The sequence below is a fragment of the Sphingomonas tabacisoli genome, from assembly GCF_042678385.1.
GTDB lineage: Bacteria > Pseudomonadota > Alphaproteobacteria > Sphingomonadales > Sphingomonadaceae > Sphingomonas_B > Sphingomonas_B tabacisoli.
The window spans coordinates 2,384,886-2,407,698 of the sequence record NZ_JBHUDY010000001.1 but is presented as its reverse complement, the minus strand read 5'-3'; the positions used below and the strand labels follow the sequence as shown (position 1 = coordinate 2,407,698).

The 22,813-nt window shown below is 66.1% G+C and carries 26 protein-coding genes; 9 read left to right on the top strand and 17 right to left on the bottom strand.

Translation table 11 applies throughout. The features are described from left to right. Nucleotides 1-35 precede the first annotated feature (35 nt). Nucleotides 36-503, bottom strand: a complete 468-nt coding sequence (locus tag ACFSCW_RS12165; protein ID WP_465270205.1) for a GFA family protein — start codon at nt 501-503, stop codon at nt 36-38. Between the two features lie 144 nt (nt 504-647). On the opposite strand from ACFSCW_RS12165, the gene ACFSCW_RS12160 reads away from it, so the two are divergent. Next, entirely contained in the window at nt 648-1,292 is a 645-nt protein-coding gene (locus tag ACFSCW_RS12160; protein ID WP_380889538.1) for a TMEM175 family protein, read from the top strand. Between the two features lie 106 nt (nt 1,293-1,398). Here ACFSCW_RS12160 and ACFSCW_RS12155 read toward each other — a convergent pair whose 3' ends face one another. Continuing rightward, nucleotides 1,399-2,517, bottom strand: a complete 1,119-nt coding sequence (locus tag ACFSCW_RS12155) for a dipeptidase (RefSeq protein WP_380889537.1) — start codon at nt 2,515-2,517, stop codon at nt 1,399-1,401. A 58-nt stretch (nt 2,518-2,575) separates the two neighbouring features. Beyond that, nucleotides 2,576-3,136: a polyhydroxyalkanoate synthesis repressor PhaR gene (gene phaR / locus ACFSCW_RS12150; RefSeq protein ID WP_380889536.1), complete on the bottom strand. Its 561-nt coding sequence runs from the start codon at nt 3,134-3,136 to the stop codon at nt 2,576-2,578. On the opposite strand from phaR, the gene ACFSCW_RS12145 reads away from it, so the two are divergent. Both ACFSCW_RS12145 and ACFSCW_RS12140 read left to right on the top strand, forming a co-directional pair. Next, entirely contained in the window at nt 3,135-4,214 is a 1,080-nt protein-coding gene (locus ACFSCW_RS12145) for an alpha/beta fold hydrolase (RefSeq protein ID WP_380889533.1), read from the top strand. The genes phaR and ACFSCW_RS12145 overlap by 2 nt on opposite strands. Before the next feature lie 37 nt (nt 4,215-4,251). Next, a complete protein-coding gene (locus ACFSCW_RS12140) occupies nt 4,252-5,424 on the top strand; it encodes an acetyl-CoA C-acetyltransferase (RefSeq protein ID WP_380889531.1) in 1,173 nt (390 codons plus the stop codon). A gap of 86 nt (nt 5,425-5,510) precedes the next feature. Here the strand turns inward: ACFSCW_RS12140 and ACFSCW_RS12135 are convergent, their stop codons facing one another. The 3 genes from ACFSCW_RS12135 to ACFSCW_RS12125 are packed head-to-tail and all read right to left on the bottom strand — an operon-like array spanning nt 5,511 to nt 8,546. After that, entirely contained in the window at nt 5,511-6,539 is a 1,029-nt protein-coding gene (locus ACFSCW_RS12135) for an alanine racemase (RefSeq protein ID WP_380890113.1), read from the bottom strand. A 30-nt stretch (nt 6,540-6,569) separates the two neighbouring features. After that, nucleotides 6,570-8,150, bottom strand: a complete 1,581-nt coding sequence (locus ACFSCW_RS12130; protein WP_380890111.1) for an MFS transporter — start codon at nt 8,148-8,150, stop codon at nt 6,570-6,572. A 60-nt stretch (nt 8,151-8,210) separates the two neighbouring features. Beyond that, entirely contained in the window at nt 8,211-8,546 is a 336-nt protein-coding gene (locus tag ACFSCW_RS12125) for a tRNA-binding protein (RefSeq protein WP_380889530.1), read from the bottom strand. Nucleotides 8,547-8,582: 36 nt separating this feature from the next. Here ACFSCW_RS12125 and ACFSCW_RS12120 point away from each other — a divergent pair, with 36 nt between their 5' ends. Continuing rightward, nucleotides 8,583-8,984 (top strand): hypothetical protein, encoded by a 402-nt coding sequence (locus tag ACFSCW_RS12120; RefSeq protein WP_380889527.1) that lies wholly within the window; start codon nt 8,583-8,585, stop codon nt 8,982-8,984. Here the strand turns inward: ACFSCW_RS12120 and ACFSCW_RS12115 are convergent. The 5 genes from ACFSCW_RS12115 to ACFSCW_RS12095 all read right to left on the bottom strand — a co-directional run bounded on the left by ACFSCW_RS12115 (nt 8,981) and on the right by ACFSCW_RS12095 (nt 14,698). After that, entirely contained in the window at nt 8,981-9,790 is an 810-nt protein-coding gene (locus ACFSCW_RS12115) for a class I SAM-dependent methyltransferase (RefSeq protein WP_380889526.1), read from the bottom strand. The genes ACFSCW_RS12120 and ACFSCW_RS12115 overlap by 4 nt on opposite strands. Before the next feature lie 101 nt (nt 9,791-9,891). Then, entirely contained in the window at nt 9,892-10,833 is a 942-nt protein-coding gene (locus tag ACFSCW_RS12110) for an MvdC/MvdD family ATP grasp protein (RefSeq protein WP_380889524.1), read from the bottom strand. A 77-nt stretch (nt 10,834-10,910) separates the two neighbouring features. Further along, the gene (locus tag ACFSCW_RS12105) at nt 10,911-12,656 is read right to left on the bottom strand and encodes a zinc metalloprotease (RefSeq protein WP_380889523.1); all 1,746 of its coding nucleotides are present in this window, start codon (nt 12,654-12,656) and stop codon (nt 10,911-10,913) included. 44 nt (nt 12,657-12,700) lie between these two features. Then, nucleotides 12,701-13,003: a hypothetical protein gene (locus tag ACFSCW_RS12100; protein ID WP_380889521.1), complete on the bottom strand. Its 303-nt coding sequence runs from the start codon at nt 13,001-13,003 to the stop codon at nt 12,701-12,703. Between the two features lie 198 nt (nt 13,004-13,201). After that, nucleotides 13,202-14,698, bottom strand: coding sequence for a CpaF family protein (locus tag ACFSCW_RS12095; RefSeq protein WP_380889520.1), 1,497 nt, complete (start codon nt 14,696-14,698; stop codon nt 13,202-13,204). 121 nt (nt 14,699-14,819) lie between these two features. On the opposite strand from ACFSCW_RS12095, the gene ACFSCW_RS12090 reads away from it, so the two are divergent. Next, nucleotides 14,820-16,265 (top strand): DUF2029 domain-containing protein, encoded by a 1,446-nt coding sequence (locus ACFSCW_RS12090; RefSeq protein ID WP_380889518.1) that lies wholly within the window; start codon nt 14,820-14,822, stop codon nt 16,263-16,265. 10 nt (nt 16,266-16,275) lie between these two features. Then, nucleotides 16,276-16,629, top strand: coding sequence for a hypothetical protein (locus ACFSCW_RS12085; protein WP_380889515.1), 354 nt, complete (start codon nt 16,276-16,278; stop codon nt 16,627-16,629). A gap of 87 nt (nt 16,630-16,716) precedes the next feature. On the opposite strand, the gene ACFSCW_RS12080 is transcribed toward ACFSCW_RS12085, so the two are convergent. From ACFSCW_RS12080 to ACFSCW_RS12070, 3 genes are all read right to left on the bottom strand, one after another. Then, nucleotides 16,717-16,905, bottom strand: a complete 189-nt coding sequence (locus ACFSCW_RS12080) for a hypothetical protein (protein WP_380889513.1) — start codon at nt 16,903-16,905, stop codon at nt 16,717-16,719. A 116-nt stretch (nt 16,906-17,021) separates the two neighbouring features. Further along, the gene (locus ACFSCW_RS12075) at nt 17,022-17,876 is read right to left on the bottom strand and encodes a LytR/AlgR family response regulator transcription factor (RefSeq protein ID WP_380889512.1); all 855 of its coding nucleotides are present in this window, start codon (nt 17,874-17,876) and stop codon (nt 17,022-17,024) included. 36 nt (nt 17,877-17,912) lie between these two features. Next, entirely contained in the window at nt 17,913-18,056 is a 144-nt protein-coding gene (locus ACFSCW_RS12070) for a hypothetical protein (RefSeq protein WP_380889510.1), read from the bottom strand. 152 nt (nt 18,057-18,208) lie between these two features. Here ACFSCW_RS12070 and ACFSCW_RS12065 point away from each other — a divergent pair, with 152 nt between their 5' ends. Continuing rightward, complete coding sequence (locus ACFSCW_RS12065) at nt 18,209-18,892, top strand: Crp/Fnr family transcriptional regulator (protein ID WP_380889508.1); 684 nt, start codon at nt 18,209-18,211, stop codon at nt 18,890-18,892. A gap of 114 nt (nt 18,893-19,006) precedes the next feature. Here the strand turns inward: ACFSCW_RS12065 and ACFSCW_RS12060 are convergent, their stop codons facing one another. Beyond that, the gene (locus tag ACFSCW_RS12060) at nt 19,007-19,480 is read right to left on the bottom strand and encodes an Hsp20 family protein (RefSeq protein WP_380889506.1); all 474 of its coding nucleotides are present in this window, start codon (nt 19,478-19,480) and stop codon (nt 19,007-19,009) included. Between the two features lie 176 nt (nt 19,481-19,656). Here ACFSCW_RS12060 and tatB point away from each other — a divergent pair, with 176 nt between their 5' ends. After that, nucleotides 19,657-20,034: a Sec-independent protein translocase protein TatB gene (gene tatB / locus ACFSCW_RS12055; RefSeq protein WP_380889504.1), complete on the top strand. Its 378-nt coding sequence runs from the start codon at nt 19,657-19,659 to the stop codon at nt 20,032-20,034. After that, nucleotides 20,031-20,801: a twin-arginine translocase subunit TatC gene (gene tatC / locus ACFSCW_RS12050; RefSeq protein WP_380889502.1), complete on the top strand. Its 771-nt coding sequence runs from the start codon at nt 20,031-20,033 to the stop codon at nt 20,799-20,801. The genes tatB and tatC overlap by 4 nt, the downstream gene beginning before the upstream one ends. Nucleotides 20,802-20,825: 24 nt before the next feature. On the opposite strand, the gene ACFSCW_RS12045 is transcribed toward tatC, so the two are convergent. Continuing rightward, complete coding sequence (locus ACFSCW_RS12045; RefSeq protein WP_380889499.1) at nt 20,826-20,960, bottom strand: entericidin EcnA/B family protein; 135 nt, start codon at nt 20,958-20,960, stop codon at nt 20,826-20,828. Nucleotides 20,961-21,222: 262 nt separating this feature from the next. After that, a complete protein-coding gene (locus ACFSCW_RS12040; RefSeq protein WP_380889497.1) occupies nt 21,223-22,812 on the bottom strand; it encodes a sensor histidine kinase in 1,590 nt (529 codons plus the stop codon). Nucleotide 22,813: the final 1 nt, after the last annotated feature.

The following is a 22,813-nucleotide window of genomic DNA, read 5'->3' as shown; positions in this document are numbered from 1 at the left end:
AAGGGCCGGAAGGCAACTTCTGGCCCTTCACTGGCCTATGTGGCCGCGCCCATGGGAACCTGAACCTTCTCCGGTTCCGGAGGTGCCGCCGTGGGCATGTCGGTGTATTGGGGAACATTCATCAGCGGCGTTGCCCAGGGAAGCCGCCGCTTGGTGAACATCTCCATCTTCGGATCGATCCCGGTCGGGTCATCCAGGCTCGCGAGCTGCACGAATACTGTGTTCGGGAAGCCTTCGAGGTTGCCCGTGAAAACCCGAGCACCGCAATTGGGGCAGTAGAACCGCTCCAGCCTGTTGCCCGACTGGGCGATGTAGGGAAACGGCTTCGGGTCCCCGCTCGACAGCCTGAAGTTCTCTTCCGGCACCGCAAAGAACGTGGCCGCTTCGCCGCCGGATGCTTTCTTGCAATCCAGGCAGTGACATGTCGCAACGAAGGTGGGATCGAACTCGAACTCGAACGTCACTTGCTCGCAGGCGCAACGGCCTGACCTTTTGTTCGGCATGTCGATTTCTCCAACCCATAGTCGCACAGGCCGTCGAATACGCAGCAGCCACCAACAGGCGGCAACGACTATAATGCCTCCGACCTTCTGAGTCGGTCAATCGGAAGGCGCTCGCACTTCGCATTGCAGCGCGGAGGATTAGCAATGGGTCGAACTCAAACGTCGCGCAGAGATAACGCCAGGTCGGTGGAGGCCGAGGTCAGGCCGACTCGTCAGCGCCTCGAAGCGTCTTCCGACGGAGTATTCGCGATCGTTGCGACCATCATGATGTTCGAGGTCAGCGTGCCCAACAAGCTGGCTAGCTCACTGGACGCAACGATTTTGAGTGGCTTTGCGGGGAGCATCGTCACCTACGCGTTGAGCTACCTGGTCATATTCACGCTGTGGATGAGTCACCACTACCTCGTTCTGACGGTTCGGCAGCCCGACCGAAACATGGTCTGGCTAAACGGCCTCATGCTGTTCTTCGTTTCGCTGATTCCGATGGCCGCCCGCTTTTTCGGCTCCAAGGTTATGTCGGCGAATGCGGCAGCCCTTTATGGCTTGGTTTTGCTGTTCTGTACGGCTTCATTTGGCTTTCTGAGGGTTCACGCCATCAAGCTCGCCGAGGAAGAGTTGCATCGGTCCATCCATCGTCAAGTCTTGCGAAAGATCTGGCTGACGGTCGCCGTCTACGCGGCATCGATCCCGCTGTCTTTGTTGGATGTGAGGCTGTCATGGGTCTGCTTTTTGATTACGCCGGTAATGTTCTTTGTACCCGTCGTACGCGCCTCGGGACGCTTGCGTTAAGTGCAGGCGCAAACGGGCGAATGTCTGCGATGCGCGGGAAGTGGACGTCGAAGATAGTCCATATCCGTCACCCGGCAAAAGGGCGGGGGTGACGATGTAGAGAACCTCAGGCGCCCCACACCTCTGCATAGAGCCGCATCAGGTTGCCGCCGAGCACCTTGTCGATGCGGGCGCTGCTCCAGCCGGCCTTTGCGAGCCCGTCGGCGAGCATGCGGAAGCGCATGTGGCTGTCCCATTCGGCGACGATGTTGAAGATGTCCGGCCCTTCGCCGGGCGCGGCGATTCCGCGGGCGGTGCGGTCTTCGAAGAACTTCTTCTGGAAGGCGCGCGCCTTGTCGTCGATCACCGTCTTGTAGAGGATGTTGTCGGTGCCGATCGAGACGTGATCCTCGCCGCACACGTTCAACGCATGGTCCATGTGGCGGACGAGATCGGCGCCGGTCGGTTTTCCGTTCGGCACCAGGAACGGCATCCAATAGATGCCGACCACGCCGCCCTTGTTGGCGCAGGCACGGAGCTCCGCGTCATATTGGTTGCGGGGATTGTCGTGCAGGTCGCGGCAGCCGGTATGGCTGATCGTCATCGGGCGGGTGGCCGCCGCGACGCCTTCCGCGACTGTGCGCTGGCCCGAATGGGCGAGGTCGAGCAGCAATTTCTCCTTCTCGATCCGGGCGATGGTGGCGCGGCCGAGCTTCGAGAGGCCGGCATTGGCGGGCTCCAGGCAGCCGTCGCCGGAGAGATTGCGGTTGTTGTAGGTAAGCTGGACGATCCGCACACCCAGGCCCTTGAGCAGTGTCACCCGGTCGAGCTCCGGGCCGACCAGCGACGTGTCCTGCGTGTTGTAGATGATGGCGATCCGCCCACTGTCCTTGGCGCGGCGGATGTCGGCGGCGGAGAGCGCCTTGATCTGCACTTCGGGATTGTCGGCGATCGCCTGATCGAGCCCGGCGATGCTCTGGATCGTGTTGTTCCAGGCATTGAGGCTGTTGCCGACCTCGTTCACCGTCATGCTGCAGGCGGTGAGGCCCGAGGCGCGTATTTCGGCCAGCGCCTGGGGCGAGAAGTGGATGTCGGTTTCCTTGCCATAGGGGTCGTTCACCACCCCCTGGCCGTCGATCACTATCGCGCGCTTGTAGGCGGCATCGGAATAGGCGGCGGCGCGTACGGCTGCGGGCAGCGCGAACGGCGCCGCGGCGGCAAGCCCCAGGAAATAGCGACGATCCATGAATCCTCCCCCTTGATTGGCGGGAAGGTGCGTCAGCCTGGGCCGGCACGCAAGCCGGTCAGCCCAGCTTCTCGATCTTCGACTGGAGATCGGCGAGCTGCGCTTTCAGCGCCGCGACTTCGTCGTCCTTGGAAACGGCTGCTGTTGCTGCTGCCGGGCCGCCCTTGCCCTGCGGGCGGAAGGCGCTGGTCGCCGCCTCGAACATTTCCATGTTGCGGCGCGCAATCTCGGCGAAGGGACCGCCCGCGAAGGCGCCCTTCATCGCTTCGTGGAACTGCGCCTGGTTGCGGCGGAACGCGTCCATTGAGGCTTCGAGATATTGCGGCACCATCGACTGCATCGAATCGCCGTACATTGCGATGAGCTGCCGCAGGAAATTGACCGGCAGCATCGTCTGGCCGCGCGATTCCTCGTCCATGATGATCTGGGTCAGCACGGAACGCGTGATGTCCTCGTCGGTGCGGGCGTCGAGCACCTGGAAATCGCGGCCCTCGCGCACCATCGTCGCCAGATGGTCGAGCGTGATGTAGCTCGACGTCTCGGTGTTATAGAGGCGGCGGTTCGCGTATTTCTTGATGACGACGACTTCGGGCGCATCGCGATTGGGATTCTTGGCCATGTATGAGCCTTTGACTGAAAGCGCGACGCTAGCACCGGGTTATGCCGCAGCGCAACACGGCCCGCGGCCATTGACGCTTTTCCTCGATCTGGTGCGCGAGCAGACCGAAGGCGACGCGTCGCGGCGCGCATCTGTGCTGGCCGGATTGCGGGCCTATCAGGAAGCCGAACGGACGCCGCGCCCGGACGACATGCCGATCGTCGCGCGCGCCGGACGGGCGGTGCTTCGCGATTACGGCGGGGAGGGTCCGCCGGCCGTGTTCGTGCCGTCGCTGATCAACCCGCCTTTCATCCTGGACCTTGCCGACGGGAACTCGCTGCTGCGCTGGCTGAGCGGGCAGGGCGTGCGGCCGCTGCTGGTCGATTGGGGTTATCCGGAGGATGGGGGAGCGCTGGATGTCGCAGGGCATGTCGCGGAGCGGCTGCTGCCGCTGATCGATCAGCTCGGCGAGCCGGTGCATCTGGTCGGCTATTGCCTGGGCGGGACGATGGCGCTGGGCGCCGCGATGCACGCGCGGATCAGGAGCCTGACCCTGATTGCGGCGCCGTGGCATTTTGCAGGCTTCGGTGCGCGGGCGCGGGGGGAGATCGCCGCGCTCTGGGAAGCGGCCAAGCCGATGGCCGAGCTGATCGGGCTGGTGCCGATGGAAGTGCTTCAGACCGGCTTCTGGAAGCTGGACCCGGAGCGGACGGTGGCGAAATACGGTCGGTTCGGGCTGCTCGCTCCGGGGAGCGCGGAAGCGCAGGCTTTCATCGCGCTCGAGGACTGGGCGAACGACGGCGCGCCGCTGACCCATGCTGCCGGGCGGGAGCTGTTCGACGACTTCATCGGCGGCGACGTAACGGGCGGCGGGCGTTGGCGTGTCGGCGGCGAAGCGGTCGATCCCGCACGGCTGCGCGTGCCGACGCTGGAGTTCGTCTCGCTCAACGACCGCATCGTGCCGGCGGCCTCATCGCCGCGCCTGCCGAACGCGCGGACGCTGGGTCTGGGCCATGTCGGCATGATCGTCGGATCGCGCGCGCGCGAACAGCTCTGGCAGCCGCTCGCCGCGATGCTTTCGCAGGCGCAGCAAAGCTGATAGGCGCGGAGTCAAGATTCTCGTCAGGAGCGGAGCCATGCAGGACATCGTCATCACCGCCGCGCGGCGCACGCCGGTCGGCAGCTTTCTCGGCCACTTTTCGGGAACGCCGGCGCACGAGCTCGGCCGCGTCGCGATCGAAGCGGCGCTCGCCGATGCGAAGGTTTCGGGCGAGGACGTTTCGGAAGTGATCCTGGGCCAGGTACTGACGGCGGCGCAGGGTCAGAACCCGGCGCGGCAAGCCTCGATGGCGGCGGGCGTGCCGAAGGAAGTGCCGGCCTGGGGGCTGAACCAGGTCTGCGGATCGGGCCTGCGCGCCGTCGCCACGGCCGCGCAGATGATCGCGACCGGCGACGCGCGGATCGTAGTCGCGGGCGGGCAGGAGAATATGTCGCTCTCCACCCACGCGCAGCAGTTGCGCGGCGGCACCAAGATGGGCTCGGTCGAGCTGATCGACACGATGATCAAGGACGGACTGACCGACGTCTTCAACGGCTATCACATGGGCATCACCGCCGAGAATCTCGCGGAGAAATACCAGATCACGCGCGACCAGCAGGACGAATTCGCGACTGCCTCGCAAAACAAGGCGGAAAAGGCGCGCGCTTCGGGCCGCTTCGCCGACGAGATCGCGCCGGTGACGATCAAGGGCCGCAAGGGCGACACGGTCGTCGACCGCGACGAGTTCATCCGCGAAGGGGTGGTGGTGGCGAGCCTCGCCGGCCTGCGCCCGGCCTTCAAGAAGGAAGGAACCGTGACGGCGGGCAATGCTTCCGGCCTGAACGACGGCGCGGCGGCTCTGGTCGTGACCAGCCGCGAGGAAGCGGAGCGGCGCGGGTCCCCGGTGCTGGCGCGGATCGCGAGCTGGGCCTCGTGCGGCGTCGATCCCTCGATCATGGGCATCGGCCCGGTGCCGGCGAGCAAGCGCGCGCTGGAAAAGGCAGGCTGGTCGATCGGCGACCTCGACCTCATTGAAGCGAACGAGGCGTTCGCGGCGCAGGCGCTGGCGGTCGGCAAGGAGCTGGGCTGGGACGCGGGCCGGGTGAACGTCAATGGCGGCGCGATCTCGATCGGCCACCCGATCGGCGCCTCGGGCGCGCGCATCCTGGTGACGCTGATCCACGAGATGCAGAAGCGCGATGCAAAGAAGGGTCTGGCGACGCTCTGCATCGGCGGCGGCATGGGCATCGCGCTCTGCGTGGAGCGGTAGAAACAAGAGAGCGGGACCCCGGCTCAAGGCCGGGGTGACGAATACTAATTACCCCGTCATCCCGGCCTTGAGCCGGGATCCCGCTTCTAAACCCAAATCCGTTCGAACCTGTCGCCCAAGGCGGTCAGCAACTCGTATTGCGCGATTCCCGAGGTGGCCGACGCGCGCGGCAGGTCGTAGTCGATCGCCACCCAATCGCCTTCGCCGAGGTCCGGTGCGGCGGTGACGTCGATCGCGATCAGGTCCATCGACACGCGGCCGATGAAGGGCAGGGCGCGGCCATTGGCTAGTGCTTGCCCGACGCCTGAGAAGGCGCGCAGGATGCCGTCGGCATAGCCGATGTTGAGGATGGCGATCTCGGTGTCGCGGGGTGCTTGCCAAGTTGCGTTGTAGCCGACCGCATCGCCAGCCTGAACGCGGCGGCGCTGGAGGATTTGAGCCTCGGGAAAAGCGACCTGGCGGATGTGCCCCGCCGCCTCGCCGCGCGGCACGCCGCCGTAGAGCGCGAGGCCAGGGCGAGTCAGGTCGAAAGCATAATCCGGGCCGAGGCAGACGCCGGCCGAGTTGGCTAGGCTGAGCCGCTGGTGCGGCACGCTCCCTTCAATGGCGATCAGAGCATGGCTCTGGGCGGCATTTTCCGGCCGGTCCTCGTCGGCGCAGGCGAGATGGCTCATCAGCGTTTCGACCGAGAGGCCATCGAGCAGGCCCACATCCGCCGGCGACAGGCCGAGCCGGTTGATGCCGGTGTCGATCATCACGTCGCACGGGCCGCCGCCCGCGTCGCGCCAGCGCCGCACCTGCTCGGGCGAGTTCAGCACGGGGCGGGCGTTGACGTTCTTGGCTGCCATGTCTTCCGACCGAACGCCGTGCAGGACAGAGAGCGACACGCCGCTTGGCAGCGGCATCAGCGCTGCCGCCTCGGCCCAGGTGGCGACGAAGAAATCCCGGCACCCTGCCGCTGCGAGTCGCGCGACGACTTCGCGCGCGCCGAGGCTGTAGCCGTCGGCTTTCACTGCCGCGCCGCATGCCGCGCCACCGCCTCGCGCTTTCAACCAGCGCCAATTGGCGACGAGCGCGGCGCCGTCGAGGCGAAGGCGATGAGGGGGAGCCAGGATCACCGGGCGCGGGTAGCGGGCCGGCGCGGCCTAGTCGAGATGACTGAGATCGCCTTTGCGCAGGAAGGCAAGCGTCACCACCAGCGCCATCGCAGTCACTGCCCAGGTGTACCAAAGCCCGGCGTAGGGATTACCCGTCTTGGCGACGATGTACTGGCTGACGAACGGCAGGAAGCCGCCGAAATAGCCGGTGCCAATATGGTATGGGATCGACATCGAGCTGTAGCGGATACGCGGCGGGAACAGCTCGGACAGCAACGCCGCGACGGGGCCGTAGGTCGCGCCGGACAGGGCGCTCAGTCCCAGCACGCCGAGCAGAATGATCACGATATTGCCGCCCGATGGCCGCACCTTCTCCAGATTATAGCCGGCCATTTTCAGCGAGGCGTCCAACTCGGCTTCGGTCGGGTAGCGGCCGGCGCTCATTCGCTCCTCGCCGATAATGACGCCGACCAGGCTGCGGTTGATCGAATAGGGCACGCCGCGCTTCGACAGCATGTCGAGCGCCTTGCCGCATTCGGTCGCCTGCACCTTGGCGAAGGGGCTGTAGCTGCAGTCCTTGCCTCCAACCACGACCGGCGCGCGCGCCGAGGCGGTCGCCAGATTTGGATTGGCGGCGTGGCCCATCACGGTGAAGATCGGGAACAGCAGGATCAGCGTCAGCGCATAGCCGACCACGATCGGCGCCTTGCGGCCGACCCGGTCCGACAGCCAGCCGAAAAAGACGAAGAAGATGAGGCCGGCGCCCGCGCCGATCCCGACCAGGATCTGCGCGATGGTCGGCTCAAGCTTCATCGCGTTCTGGAAGAAATAGAGCACCTGGAACATCGCCGTGTACCAGATGACCGTCAGGCCGGCGGCGATGCCGAACAAGGCGACGAACAGGCGGCGGCCGTTACCGGGATAGGTGAAGGTCTCCTTCAGCGGGTTGCGGGCGGTTTCGCCGGCTTCCTTGATCGCCTTGAACACCGGGCTTTCGGAGAGCTTCAACCGCATCCAGAGCGAGACGGCGAGGAGCACGAGCGAAAAGACGAACGGGAAGCGCCAGCCCCAGGCTTCCCATGCTTCCTTGCCGAGCACGGCCTGGGTGGCGAGCACCACTGCCAGCGACAGGATGAAGCCGCCGGCGACGCTGCCCTGGATGAAGCTGGTGTAGAAGCCGCGCCGGTCATGCCGGGCATGTTCGGCGACATAGATCGCGGCACCGCCATATTCGCCGCCCAGCGCCAGGCCTTGCAGCGCGCGCAGGCAGAGCAGGATGATGGGCGCGGCGACGCCGATCTGCGCGGCGGGCGGCACGAAGCCGAGCCCGGCGGTGGCGAGGCCCATCAGCGCGATGGTGACGAGGAAGGTGTATTTGCGCCCCAACCGGTCGCCCAGATAGCCGAACAGCACGGCGCCCAAGGGCCGCACGCCGAAGCCGACGGCGAAGGTGGCGAGCGTGAGGAGGAGCTGGGCGACGCCACTGCTCGCGGGAAAGAACACCTTGCCGACGATCGGCGCGAGCGTGCCGTAGATGAAAAAGTCGTACCATTCGAAGATGGTGCCGAGCGACGAGGCGCCGATCACCAGCCGCACGTCGCTCGGCGGCAGCTCCTCCACATGATCCATCGCGACCGTCGCCACCCAACGCCTCCCCTTGTTTTCAAGAGGTTTACGCCGGGCGCCGGCCTAGAACAACCGTCCGCCGTTCGGCACGTAATGGGTGGGCACGATCAGCACCACTTCGCCGTCCGTGTCGGGAAAGCCGAGCGTCAGCACCTCCGACATGAACGGCCCAATCTGGCGCGGCGCGAAGTTGACGACCGCCGCGACTTGCCGGCCGGCGAGGTCCTCCGGCGTGTAATGTTTCGTGATCTGCGCGCTCGATTTCTTGCGGCCGATTTCGGGGCCGAAATCGATCAGCAATTTATAGGCGGGCTTGCGCGCTTCCGGGAACGGCTCGGCGGAGACGATGGTGCCGACGCGGATATCGACTTCGAGGAAAGCATCGAACGGGATGGTCATCGTGAACCTCTGGCGGGGGCAGGACGTTTAGACGGCATGGCAGAGCAAAGCGAAGCCCGCATCTATGGCATGGCCGACCAGGCCAATCGCGACCCGCCGCCGGCGCAAGGCATGCGCGGCGACAAGGCCTCGGTGCGCGCGGGGGAAGGCGACCCGGCGCTGAGCCACCAGCTCGCGCTGGGCGACGGCAATACCGTTACGATCAGCGAAGGCTCCGGTGTTGCCTATGCCGAGGCGACAGGCCGGGCCGGATTGGCTGGTCCGAAGCTATGGCTGGAGCCGGTGTCGGCGGAAGACGACGAGCCGGCGCGAGTCAGCCTTTGGCCGATTGCGGCCGGACTGCTGGTTTCGGCCGGCATCCTCGCTTTCGCTGCCTGGCGGATGCGTGAGTCGCGAGCGGCCGCTAACGACGATCCGCTCGCGAACTTTCCCTTCTAGGCGGCGGGCTTCACGAACTTCAGCGTCATGCGGTCGCTCTCGCCGATCGCCTGATATTTGGCGCGATCGGCTTCGCCCTCGGCATAGGTGGGCGGCAGCGTCCACACGCCCTTGGGCCAGTCAGCCGTATCCTTAGGGTTGGCGTTCACTTCGGACGCCCCGGCGAACTTGAACCCGGCCTGCTCCGCGAGGCGGCGGACGGTGGAAACCTTCATGTAACCGCTGGGGCGCTCCCGCTCCGCGTCGGCCTTTTCGGGCAGGCGGTGATCCTCGATGCCGAGCACGCCGCCGGGCTTGAGCATCGCATAGAGCTCCTTGAAGGCGGCGACGCTGTAGTCCGCCTCGCCCTCCGCCATTTCGCCGGCGCGCCAGTTATGGACGTTGCGGAAGGTCAGCACGACATCGGCAGTGCCGGGCGCGACGCCGGTGCCGCCGAGCACGGTCGCAGGAAAGGCGGCGCGCTCGACCTTGCCATAGATTGCCGGGTTGCTGTCGAGCTTGGCCGACATGGTCTTGCCGAACGTCCCCTTCGGATTGGCGAGGATCAGTCGGCCGCCGCCTTGCGCCAGATAGGGCGCGAGAATCTCGGTGTACCAGCCGCCGCCGGGCCAGATTTCGACCACCGTGTCGGAGGGCTTCACGCCGAAAAAGGCGAGAGTCTCCGCCGGGTGGCGATAGACGTCGCGCGCCTTGTTCGCTTCGGTGCGCGTCGGCGCCGCGACGGCCTGTTTGAGGGCGGGGCTGGGCGCCTGGGCTACGGCGGCGGTGGACGTGACGAGAGCGACGGCGACGGCGAAAGCGCGCATGGTTCCTCCTGAAAAGACGGTCGTTTCCGCTCGACCTTCCCCAAATGCTAGCCGCAAGCCGCGCTCGACCAAAGCCGGCCGCGGTTCGATGAGCGCAGGCTTCAGCGTCCGGTGTCGTGGCGTTCGAGGCAGGCGGCGATCGCTTGCGGCACGGGCTGGCCGGTGCGGTCGCAGGCGAACAGATATTCGCCGGCCGGGTTGACCTCCAGAAAGACGTGCTCGCCCTCTGGGGTCACGCGGAAATCGACGGCGCCGAATTTCAGGCCGAGCCGGTCCATCAGCCGGCGTAGCGCCTCGGCCACGTCGTCGGGCAGGTCGTAGGGCGTGACCGTCGCGGTGCCGAGGCCCTGGCGATAATCGACCTGATGATCGGCGTCGGACCGGATCGCGGCGGTGAACATTTCGCCGTCGATCACGGTGGTGCGCAGGTCGAGATCCGCCGCGACGAAATGCTGGAAGATGACCGGCGCGAAGCGGACCGCGTCGAGCCGCGTGAGGTCGGCGGGCTCGACGGTCGCGGTCGGGCGAGGGGCTTCGGCGATGTTGCGGAAGGCTTTGCGGATGACTTTGGTCGTGCCGGCGGCGTCGATGAAAGAGCGCGCCTGGGCGGGATCGTTGGTGATGCAGGTTTCGGGAATGGCCAGACCCTCTTCCATCGCGATCTTGAGCTGAAGGATTTTCCGCTGTGCCGCCTCGTCGGCCAGCGGCGGGTTCATCCAGAAGGCGTCGAGCGAATGCCACAGGCCTTGCAGCGCCTCGTTCGATTCCGACCAGGCGAACATACGCGCCACCGGATCGGTGACGCTGTTGTCGATCGTCATCGGCCGCAGCCGCCGGCACCAGACCGCGCCGACTTCTCCGATCTCGATCGCGCCGCCGTCCGCCGGATCGAGCCGGAGCGTCAGGCCGTCGCTGCCGGACAGCGCCGTCAGCGCCATGCGGGACGGGAACCAGGCGATGTCGACGATGCGGTGCGGGCGGGAAAGGTGCTCGGTGACGCGGCGGACATGCTCGTTGTCCGCGAAGGATATGATCAGGATCATGGGGCGCTCCATCCTGAAGCGGCGGCCGATGGGGGATCGGCCGCCGCCCGGTTACGCATTGATACAGGCGCGCAGGCTCAGCCTTGCGCGATCAGGGCCTGGTAAGTGGCCATGAGCTGCTGGAGCAGCATCTGACCGCCCTGATCCAGCATGCCCGTCTGGGCGATCTGGCTCAGAGCTCCGATCAACTGGGCATAGCCGGCAAGCAATTGCTGCCTGTCCTGCCCGGCGTCGCGGCCGCCGCCGGCCGCTGCTCCACCCACGGCGCCGCCCAGGACGAACGGCGTTCCGCCGCCGCCTGCGACGCCGATCGGCGGATTGACCACGCCGCCGCCGGGAATGCCCGGATTTTCGACCAGGTCCTTCGGGTTCTCGAAGATTTTCTTCGGCCCCGGATCGACGATCGGATCCTTGCCGCCGTCCTTGATGAAGTCCTTGATGCCTTCCTTCGGCTGCTCCTTGATAATGTCCTTCGGATTGTCCTTCGGGAAATCCTTGTGGCCATCCTTCGGGATGTCCTTGGGCGGGTCTTTCGGCAGGTCCTTCACGAACTCCTTGATCGGCTCTTTCGGGAAGTCCTTGTGGCCGTCCTTGGGCGGATCCTTGGCGAGCTCCTTGGCCGGGTCCTTCGGCGGCTCCTTGTGCGCTTCCTTCGGATTGTCCTTGTGGCCGTCCTTCACCGGCTCCTTGATGATGTCCTTCGGATTGTCCTTGTGGAGGTCCTTCGGAAGATCCTTGTGACCGTCCTTCGGGAGGTCCTTCAGCGGTTCCTTGATGAAGTCCTTCGGATTGTCCTTGATCGGCTCCTTGACGACTTCCTTCGGCAGCGGCTTTCCGCATGAGACCGAATGGCCGATCGCGCTGCGCGGCCCGTCGAGCGCGGCCTGCATGCGCGTGACCTGGCCGGTGGTGAACATCACCATCGCGCGATCGTCGACATAATCCATGTAATTCATGAACATGTCGCCGTTCGGCCCGTTCGAGCAGCTGACATGCGGGAAGGCCGGCGCGCCGAAGTTCGGACCGGCCTGGTTCGGCGTGTCGGCGACAAAATCGCTGCCGCCGCACCCGTCGCCGTCGTCGCCCCAGATGTGGCGCAGGTTCAGCCAGTGGCCGACCTCGTGCGTGGCGGTGCGGCCGAGGTTGAACGGGGCCGCCGCTGTGCCCGATGTGCCGAACGCGCTGTGGAGGATCACGACGCCGTCGGTGTTCGCCGGACCGCCCGGGAATTGGGCATAGCCGAGCAGGCCGCCGCCGAGCTTGCACACCCAGATGTTCAGATACTGGTCGCGCGGCCACGCATTGGCGCCGCCGGTCGCCGCGGACTTGACCGCGTCGTCGTCGCTGAAGCCGTTGACCTGCGTCTGGGTGCGGGTGACGCCGTTGGTCGGATTGCCGTTCGGATCGGTGGTCGCCAGCTTGAAGACGACGCGGGAGTCAGCAGCAAGCGGCGCGAAGGGCGCCGGCGCCGAGGAAACGTCCGCATTGTGCTTGCGATAGTCGGCGTTGAGAACGGCAATCTGGCTGTCGATCTGGGCCTGCGAGATATTCTCGGCTGCGACGCGCCAGACGACGTGCACCACCACCGGAATCTCGGTGCAGCCGCTGCGCCCCGCCGTTCCCATCCGCTGCGCGGCGAAGGCCTGCTCCTCGATCCGCTGGCGCGCCGCCGCGTAGCGGGCGTCGGTGGCGAGCAGGCGGTGGTGGACCGCCATCGTGCCGCAGGTCCGTTGCGTCGGCACGGGCGTGCCGTCGCCTTTCCCGCCGTTCGCCGGAGGTTTTCCGTCGTTGCCGTTATTCTGGTCGTTCTTCGTGCCTGCCATTTGAGCCTCCATCAAAGGGGCCCAGACGTCTCTTTACACGAGGTCTATCCTGGGCTGAGCACGACCCGGTCATTCCCAATAGAGTCAATCACATAGCTGCCCGACCAACCGGGCGCATCGATGCGCAGCCGATCGCCTTCGAGCGACCAGCTACCGTCGCTCGAACGGCTGCGATCGTCCGGACCAGGCGCGTGGAGCGATGCCTTCCCGCCTTCCGCCAACTCGATCGAGCGGCGTCCGCGGGCCGGAGGGATGTCGGGACTGTCGGCACGGAGGACCATGCGGCCGTCGCCGCCTTCCTCGCGGATTTCAACCCAGCGCCCAACCAGAGCCTTGGCGTCGGCCATTGCCCGCCCCTGCTTGCCTAGTTCGTGTCCCGGGCATGAAATGCGCGCGTGCGACATTGGCTCCGTTCAAAAATGGAGCCTTGAACCTTCCCGTTCATTGGATGCGCGGGACGACTCACTTGTATCAGTTTGGGACTGAATCCGCAAAGACACTAACATGGTTAATGAACGCGCGGCTCGGTCGGCTCGGCCCGATTTCTACAAGCAGGCTTCGAGGAACGCCTGGTCGAAGCCGAATTGCTTGGCCTTGTCGAGCGTGTAGGGGCGCAGGCCCTGGCTGCGATATTCGCCGATGATCTTGCCGTCGGCGGACTCGTCCAGATACTCGAACTTGAACAGCTCCTGCGTCACGATCACCGGGCCTTCCATGCCGATCACTTCGGTGACGTTGGTGACGCGGCGGGAGCCGTCGCGGAGGCGCTTCACCTGCACGATGAGGTCGACCGAGTCGGCGATCTGGCGGCTGATCGCTTCCTTCGGCACCTTGATGTCCGACATCATCACCATGTTCTCCATACGCGCGAGGCATTCGCGCGGGGAGTTGGAGTGAAGCGTGCACATCGAGCCATCGTGGCCGGTGTTCATGGCGGCGAGCATGTCGAAACACTCGCTGCCGCGGATTTCGCCCAGGATGATGCGATCCGGGCGCATACGCAGTGCGTTGATGACGAGATCGCGGATGGTGATCGCGCCCTGGCCCTCGAGGTTCGCGGGACGCGTTTCGAGCGGCAGCCAGTGCGGCTGCTGCAAGCGAAGCTCGGCCGCGTCCTCGATCGTGATGACGCGCTCGCCCGGGTCGATCATTTTCGACAGGGCGTTGAGCATCGTCGTCTTGCCCGAGCCGGTGCCTCCCGAGATGACGATGTTGAAGCGACTGGCGCCGGCGATCTTGAGCGCGGTCGCCATCTTTTCGGACATCGATCCGAACTTCGCCATCATGTCGAGCGTGATCGGCTTGGCGGAGAATTTACGGATCGAAATGGCCGTGCCGCGAAGCGAGAGCGGCGGCACGATGACGTTGACGCGGCTGCCGTCCTTCAGGCGGGCGTCGGCGAGCGGCGTGGTCTGGTCGACGCGGCGGCCGACCTGGTTCACGATGCGCTGCGCGATCTGGAACAGATGCTCTTCGTCGCGGAACTGGATGCCCGCGATCTCCAGCTTGCCCTTGCGCTCGATGTAAGTCTGCTGCGGGCCGTTGACCATGATGTCGGAGACGTCGGGGTCGGCGAGCAATTCCTCGAGCGGCCCGAGGCCGAGCAGCTCGTCGATCAGCACCTTTTCCAGCGCGAATTGCTCGCGGCGGTTGAGCGTGATCTTCAGCTCGGCGAGCACTTCGCCGATGATCGGCGAGAATTCCTCGGCGAGCTCGTCCTTGCTGAGCGAGGCGGCGGCCTCCGGGTCGACGCGCTCGAGCAGGCGCGGGAGCACCTGCTCCTTGATGCGGTGGACCGAGGCCTCGAAACCTTCAGACTTGGACTGGCCGGCTTCGCCCGACGCGGCCTGGCGCTCGGCCAGGCGCTGCATCGCGTCCAGCGGCGGCGCGATCGGCTCGGCGTCGGCAACGGGGAAGGGATCGGCGGGAGCGTCGCGGGCGGGCGCGGGGGCAGGAGCGGGGGCGCCCCCCTGCATAGGGCGCGCGACGCCGAAGGATGGCCTTTGTCCGCCAACTCCGCCGCGTTTTCCGAATGCGCTCATCCCGTCCCCAGCACCTGGCTCTGTTCCGGGCTGAGTGAATAAGACGGAAACTTTGACAGAGTGCTAACCGCGGGCGCAGGCGGTTTTCGTGGAGCGCGCGGCAATCGGAAGGAGCTGGACCGTGGCCGGCTTTGTCGGCCTGGCCGTGCTGCTGATCGCGGCGGCGCTGCTGCGGCCCGTCGATCACGACGAAAGCCAGTATGTGGCGGCGGCAGTGCTGAGCGGGCAGGGGCTGCTGCCCTATCGCGATTTCGGCTATTTCCAGACGCCGCTGTATCCGCTGCTGTTCGCGCCGCTCGTTTGGGCAACGGGGCATTGGGCGTGGCCGACGTTGCGGGTGGCGAACGCCTTGCTGGGCGTGGCGACGGCGGCGTTGATCTATGACGGGGCCGTGCAGGCGGGCGCGTCGCGGCGGGCGGCGCTCGTCTGTTCGGCGCTGTTCGCGACGACGGGCGTGTTCTTCTTCTGCTTCACGGTGGCGCGAAACGATGCTGTCCCCGCGGCTCTGCTGGCCGGGGCGATCGCGTTGATCGTGCGAGGGAAGGATGGATCGTCGCCGGTGCAGGCGTTCGCGATCGGCGGGATTCTGGCTGCGGCTGGGGCCTGCAAGATTTCCTACGCGGTTCCCGCTGCGGCTTATGGCGCCTGGACGCTCGCGAAGTCGGGGCGGCGGCCGGTGTGGGTCGCGCTCGGAGCCGTCGCGCCGGCCCTATTGGTGGCGTGGACCTGGGCCGAAGCGCCCGAGGCCTTTTGGTTCGACGTGATCGGATTTCCGGCGCGCGCCCCCGCGGAATATTATGCCGGGCAGCCGTGGAAGCTTTCGCTTGGCGGGCGGCTGGTCGACTTTCTGAAGTTCGCGAGCCTTGGCGCGTGCCTGCCCGTTGCGGTGCTTGCCGTGCTGAACCGGAAGCGCGGCGCGTTGCCGGTCCTTGAGATGCTCTGCGTCGCGGGCGTGGTCGCCGCCCTCATCCCCGCGCCGACATGGCGGCAATATCTGATGCCGGCCCTGCCGCCGCTGTTCGTGCTGGCCGCGGTGCGGCTGACCGGTACGCGCCCGAGCCGGAGCTGGCAGGCGTTCGCTGCCGTATGCGTGGTGGCGGGCGCCCTGGAGTTGGGAGTGCAGTTCGGAAGCGGCGCGATGAGCTTCCCCACAGCGATACGCGAAGGCGGTCGGCTCCGCGAGGGTCTCGATCGGGCCCATGTTGTGGGCCCGGTCGCGAGCCTTTCGCCGCAGTTCGTTTCGTTGGCGGGCTTCGGTATCGCGCCGGCCTTTGCGCCCGGGCCTTTCTATTTCCGGAGTGCGACGCTGCTCGATCGCGACGCCGAGCAGCGGTTGCGGCTGATGTCGGGCCGGCGGCCGGATTTGCACGGTATCGGGGCGATTGTTGTCGGCGGGGAGAGCCCCGCGACGTCCGGCAACGCCGACCTCGACGAACGGCTCGCGCGGCTGGCGCAGGATCGGGGCTGGATCGGACGGCCGATCCTCAAGACGCACTTCCGCCTGTTCACGCCGCCGGTGCAAGACGGTCAACAAGGCGTTTACCAAGAGTTCACCCGCCCGCGGTAACTCGTTCCGCATGGACAACAGTCAGCAAATCCGAATTCCCGCCGGCAGCGACCTGATCCCGCGCGAGCGGCGCTACTCGGTCTATCTGCGCGGCGTGATCGGACGCGCCGGGACGCTGAACCGGATGCCGCTGACGGTGCGCAACATCTCCGCACACGGCCTAAAAGGCGAGTGCGCCTATCCGCCGCGCCCGGGGGACGAGGTCGAAATCGAGCTGCCGGGGATCGGTGCGGTCGTCGGCTATGTTCGCTGGGGCGACGGCATCGGGATCGGGATTTCCTTCGACGGGCCGATCGACCCGACGCTCGCCTTCACGCGCAATCGGCCCGGCGTCCGCCGCGCAGGATTGCTCGCGGCGCACTAAGGGAGCTCGTCGAAGCCCTGCCCAGCGGCGCGGGGGTGGTTGGGGGAGCGCCGCCGGACAGGACTTCGTGGAACGCGGGAACCGTCGCTAGCCGCGACAGCCCGCGCGCAGCGGCAGCACGGTGGCTGCCGGTGCCTGCTGTTCCGCCGCTCGCGCCAGGTGCAGCTGAAGCTTGGCGATTGCGTCATTGCAGTCGAGCTCCGCAGCCCTGGCCGGGTCGGAAGTCGCGTAACGCATCGTGAGCAGTGCATCTAAAAAGGGAGGAGCGTCGGTCATTGCCGCGTCCCGATGCCGCAGCGCCTGGAATGGGGAAATAAAAGCTCGACGGAGCACCCGTCGCCGCGACGAACGTCAGTTTGCGCCGCCGAACATCCGCGATCCGCGGGCGAATGTCAGGCGGGGATTTTGCTTGGGGGTTCCCTGGTCTGGCCGAGCAACTCTGCCACGGCGTCGCGGTAACGCCGGCCGACGGGGACTTCGACTCCGCTGTCCAGCCGGACCGCCATCGCACCTGACGGTTTGCGCAGCATGGCGACGACCGCGTCGCGCCGGCAGATCGCCGACCGATGCACCCGCGCGAAGGTCGCCGGATCGAGCTTGGCTTCGAGGCCGCTCAGCGTGCCGCGCAGCAGCCCGCCGCCGGTGCGCGCATGCAGCCGGACATAGTCGCCTTCCGCTTCGATCCAGTCGATCGCGTCCGTCGAGACCCGCACGGTTTCGCGGCCGCGGCTGACCCACAGGGCATCCGGATAATTGCTGTCGTTGGCGCCGTGCGGCTCCGCTGGCGCCTCGGTTTCCTGAGCCTCGGCCGGCTTGGCGAGGCTTTGCGTAAAGCTCAGGAAAGCGATGGCGGCGCCGCCGAAATATCCGCCCCAGATCATGGTGAAGCGGAGATGGCGGGACCAGCTCGACGTCTGCTCATGCAGCGCCGAGGCGAGGAAATGATCGATCGTCGCGCGTCCCAGGATCATGGCGACGCCGCAGGCGACGGCGCCGCCGAGCAGGATCAGGCTGCGGTCGCGCAGGCTGCGGCCGTCGATCCGGTCGGCCAGCCGGGTGAACGCGAAGAACAGCAGCGCACCCCAAAGGGTCGCGATCAGCCGTCGGCTTTGCCAGGGGGCGAGCGGAAACTCGCTTTGCAGTTGGTTCCAGGTCATGAACAGCACATAGGTCGCCGCCCAGAAGGCGAGCGCACAGGCGATGCGCAGCCGCTCGCGGCTGGACAATCGATCAAGCAACGGAGGCATCCGCTCCAGATAAGCGCTCCGTTGCCCGGGCGAAAGCTATTCCAGCACGTTTGAAATATTTGTCTCGTTGGATGCAGGCGGCTGGTCCGGGGACGCGACCTCGATCGCGAACCAGACGATGCCGGCCGCCCAGAGGAGAGCGCTCCAGCGGCTGCGGAACAGGCGCGAATAGCCGAACATAGCGCATATTTGTCGCGCAAATGGCTTACTCAGTCGTGAAGATTTCGCCCGCAGCGAGAGGTTGTGACAGCGATCACATCGCTCCGCCGCGAATCGGGGCAACGAGAGCCCGGTATGTTGCTTAGGCGTCAAATCGGGCTGGGCCGGGGAAGATGATGAACGCCGAACAATTGTCGCAGATGATGTCCCGAAGCGCGCTGCTTGCGTCATGGGGCACGACGGAGCTGCAGGACCTTCTGGAGCGGGCAACCCTGTTCCCGATGAAGAAGGGCGACGTGCTGCTGCACCAGGGCGATCACGGCGATTATCTCATCATCCTCCTCGACGGCACGATCCGTGTCAGCATGGTCGCGTCGAACGGCCGTGAGATCATCCTCGATTATCTGGAGCCGGGAAGCGTCATCGGCGAGATCGCGCTGCTGGACGGCGGCGAGCGCACCGCGAGCGTTACGGCGGTGGGCGAAGGCCAGTATCTGAAACTCGGCGCCAAGGCGTTCCGCGAAGTGCTGGAGAAGCACCCGAGCGTCGCATGGCGGCTGCTGCGCGAAATGGCGCGCCGCCTGAGGAACGCGAACAATACGATTGAGAGCGACCGCGCCTACGCCTCAGGCCCTCGGCTGGCGCGTTCGCTCCAGCGGCTGATGCAGACGGGGGCGGAAGGCGTCGCGCTGCGGCTGAGCCAAAGCGAACTCGGCGCTTTCGCGGGCATCAGCCGCGAAAACATCAATCGCCAGCTTGGCGCCTGGGCGGATGCCGGGGTGGTCGCGCTGGAACATGGACGCGTCCGCGTCCTGAACAAGGAGGTTCTGGAAGAAATCGCGATGGCCGCCGAGTAACTGGCGTTCCGGCCCGGGCCTGTCGCCCGGCCTGGAGATCATCACCTTCTTCCAGCAACAGGGGCGGCCCGACCAGGGGGTGGGCCGCCCCGAATATTTAGCCGGCGGCGCGCCTTAAGCGGCGTGCTCCAGCGTCTTCTCTTCGCGGACCGACGACGGCGCACCGCCGCCGATCGAGATTTTCTGCGGCTTCATCGCCTCGGGGATTTCGCGCACCAGCTCGATGGTGAGCAGGCCGTCGGCGAGATCGGCATTTTCGACCCGCACGAAATCGGCGAGCTCGAACCGGCGCTCGAAGCTGCGGTTCGCGATGCCGACGTGGAGGAAGCTGGACCGGTCCTGATTGGCCGTGTCCTTCTTGCCGGTGACGAGCAGCAGATTCTGCTGGGCGACGATATCGATCTCGTCCTTCTTGAAGCCGGCTACGGCGAGCGTGATCCGGTAGCGATCGTCGGCGACGCGTTCGAGATCGAAGGGCGGATAATTGTCGCTCGGCGCAGCGCTGCGGGCGCTGTTCTCGAGCAGGTCGAACAGACGGTCGAAGCCGACCATCGAACGGCGGTAGGGGGTCAAGTCAAAGCTACGCATATCAAAGTCTCCTTTCGAGCAAATTGAATGCCTCGGCGCCCCGTCAGGCGACGCCATTTGCACTGCCGAGCCCCCGAACGGGCGGCCCGACATGCGAAATTTAGGTGGACCGAATCCGGCTTCAAGAGCCTGCCAGCCCCTTCCTGCGGTTCGCCAAATGGCCTAGACGCGGCGCGATGTTCGACGTTGCCCCGACCGAGTTGCTGCTGTGCGCCGTGGTTGCGCTGGTTGTGATCGGCCCCAAGGATTTGCCCAAGGCGATGCGCGTGCTCGGCTATTGGGTCGGGCGCGCCCGCGGCGTCGCGCGCCAATTCCGCTCCGGCATCGACTCCATGATCCGCGAGGCCGAGCTCGCCGAGATGGAAAAGAAGTGGGCGGAGGAGAATGAGCGGATCATGCGCGAGCATCCGACGGCGACGGATGGTTCCTGGCCGCCGGAGGCGACGAACGATGCGCCGACGGTGGTGAGCGATTCCGCGCCGATGCTTCCGCTGCCCGAGCCGACGCCGACCGCGCCGCCGCCTGCCGCGGGCGAGCATGAGGGCGAACGGTGAAGGATATCGACGACACGCGCGCGCCGCTGCTCGAGCATCTGATCGAGCTCAGGCGGCGGCTGCTCTGGTCGTTCGCAGCGTTGGCGGCAGCGTTCGGCGTGTGCCTGTATTTCGCGCGGCCGATCTTCGCGTTCCTGGTCCAGCCCTTGCTGAAGGCGGGGCAGGGCAAGCTGATCTACACCGATATTTTCGAAGCGTTCTTCGTCAATGTGAAGGTCGCGTTCTTCGCGGCGATCATGGTCGCGTTTCCGGTTATGGCGACGCAGCTCTGGCAGTTCGTCGCGCCGGGCCTGTATCGCAAGGAAAAGGAAGCGCTGCTTCCGTTCCTGCTGATGACGCCGGTGCTGTTCCTGATGGGGGCGGCGCTTGCCTATTATGCGGCGATGCCGATCGCGCTGCATTTCCTGCTCGGCTATCAGGGCAATGTCGGCGGCGTGCAGCAGGAAGCGCTGCCGGGCGTCGGCAATTACTTGAGCTTTGTCACCAAATTCATGTTCGGGTTCGGCGTGGCGTTCCTGACGCCGGTGCTGCTGATGCTGATGGAGCGCGCCGGGATCGTGACCCGCAAGCAATTGGTGAGCGGGCGGCGCTACGCGATCGTCGGTGCGACGATCATTGCGGCAGTGCTGACGCCGCCGGACATCTTCTCTCAGCTCCTGCTCGCGGTGCCGCTGATCCTGCTCTACGAGTTCGCGCTGATCGCGATCTGGTTCACCGAACGGCGGCGCAAAAAGGAAGCCTCCCCGGCGATCGCCGAGGAGGCCTGAATTCGAGTGTCCTAAACGCGCGGCTTACTTGCCGTTGATCGCGTCCTTCGTTTCCTTGCTGGCCGACTGAAGATCCTTGCCGGCGCCGCTGACCGTGTTGCAGCCTGCAACGAGCAACGACCCGGCGACCAACGCCAGAGCGATCGTTTTGCGAACCATTGTCTGTCTCCTGTTTCGGCGCGACCCGCGCGCGAAACTTCCAATGCGCGAACGCAAAGGCTGTTCCGCGTCCGAAAGAAACCTAGGTAAATAAAGAGAATGGCTGGAAAAAATTTGGGCCCGGAGACGTCACCGGGGGGAGGCTGACGTGTCCGGGCCCATTGTCTTGGATAGCGAGAGCGGGGGGGCAAAAGGTCACTATCCGAACTGCATAACGAGGCTGGACGAAATGGGTTCCAGCCTTTTCGAAATTTTTTTCGAATTATTTTTGCGGATCGGGAGCGAGCGGAAAACAGACCTGGAAAGAGCCGCTCTCCGTGTCGCGCTCCAGCGGGCTGCGCAGTTGCCGCGAGAGGCCCTCGAGGACGCGTCCATAGCGATCGGCCAGCAATTCGCGGAGCCGGTCTGCGTCCTTCAACGCCGGCGAGCCGACGATCAGGCAGGCGCGATCGGGTTCGGGCTGGGCGATCACCGATACGCGGATCGAGGCGGCGGGATTGATCGTCATTGCCAGCTCGATCAGCTCTGTCGCAAGGAAAGCGAGCGGGATCGCGGTGTCCTGGCTGACATAGACGGCCGGGACATCGATCAGGATCGCGAGCCGCTGCGCCTCTCCCGGCGCGGTCGCGCGAAGATTGGCGGTGAGCTCGCCGATCAGCGAGCGGAGATTGACGCCGCGATTCTCCTCAAGCTCCGCATAATGATTGCGGTGGACCACTGCGAGCGCGTCGACCCGCCGGCCGATCGAGGCATAGGCGGACGTCGCTTCCGGGCTCTGCGCGGCGCGCGCGTGGAGATTGATAAGGCTGGAGACGACCTGGAGGTTGTTCTTCACCCGGTGGTGCACTTCGCGCGTGAGCCGGGTTTGGCGCTGGAGGCCCGCGGCCAGCTCATCCTCGTGCGCGGCGACGGTGCGGCTGATTGCCTGGAAGGTCTCGCCGAGCTCCTGAATCTCGCGCGCGGGGATGGTCATGCGCCTGAGCGGCTGGGCGATCTCGCCCGGCTGATAGCTGGCGATGTTGGTCCGAAGCTGGGCGAGCGGGCCGATCACCAGCCGGTTGAACACGATCCAGGCGATCGCCACGGCCACCAGCCACATCGCCAGCGGCAGCAGCATCATCAGCACTTCCGCCGGGGTGAAAGGCGCGCTGCGCACAGCGATCATCAGCGACAGCGGGATGCCGGGCACCGGCGTGGTGACCGTTTCGCGCCGCTGCAGCGCGCCGGGCTTGAAGTCTGCGATAAGCGGCAGCGAGCCGTTCGCGCTCGCGATCACCAGGCTGTACGGCGCCGTGAAACTTGCAGGCCGGAGGATGCGGGCAAGCGGCTCGCGCGGGTAATAGGCGAGGGCGAGAAACGATTTCGTGTCGCCCGGGATGGTGACGACCAGCCCGTCACGTGCCAGCGACGCGGACAGATCGCCGCTCGGGGCGAGCGTCCGCCGCGCCGTCCAGCCTTCTTGCGACCCGCACACGGCCCGGCCGGCGCGCGTGACGATCGCGAACCTGGTCGGCTCGTCGAACGAGGTGGCGAGCACGCTTTGCGTGCGCGCGCAGGTTGCCGCTTCGTCCGCGCCGCGCTCGAGCAGATTGACGGCCGAACGCAGCGCCGTGACGTCGACGGAGAGTTCCGAGGCCAGCCGTCGGGCGCTTTCGCTGGCGGCGATGCGCACCGCGGCACGGCGCTCCAGATCGGCGCTCCGGGAAATCTGCAGCGAGGCGATGATCGCCAGCAACCCCAGGGGCAGGAGCGCGAACGACAGCAGGAAAATCAGGCGGCTTCCGGCGGAGAGCCGCGAAAACCGGTCGACAATCCCCGCGGTCACCGCGCGCGCGGGGGCGGCGCTGGCCATA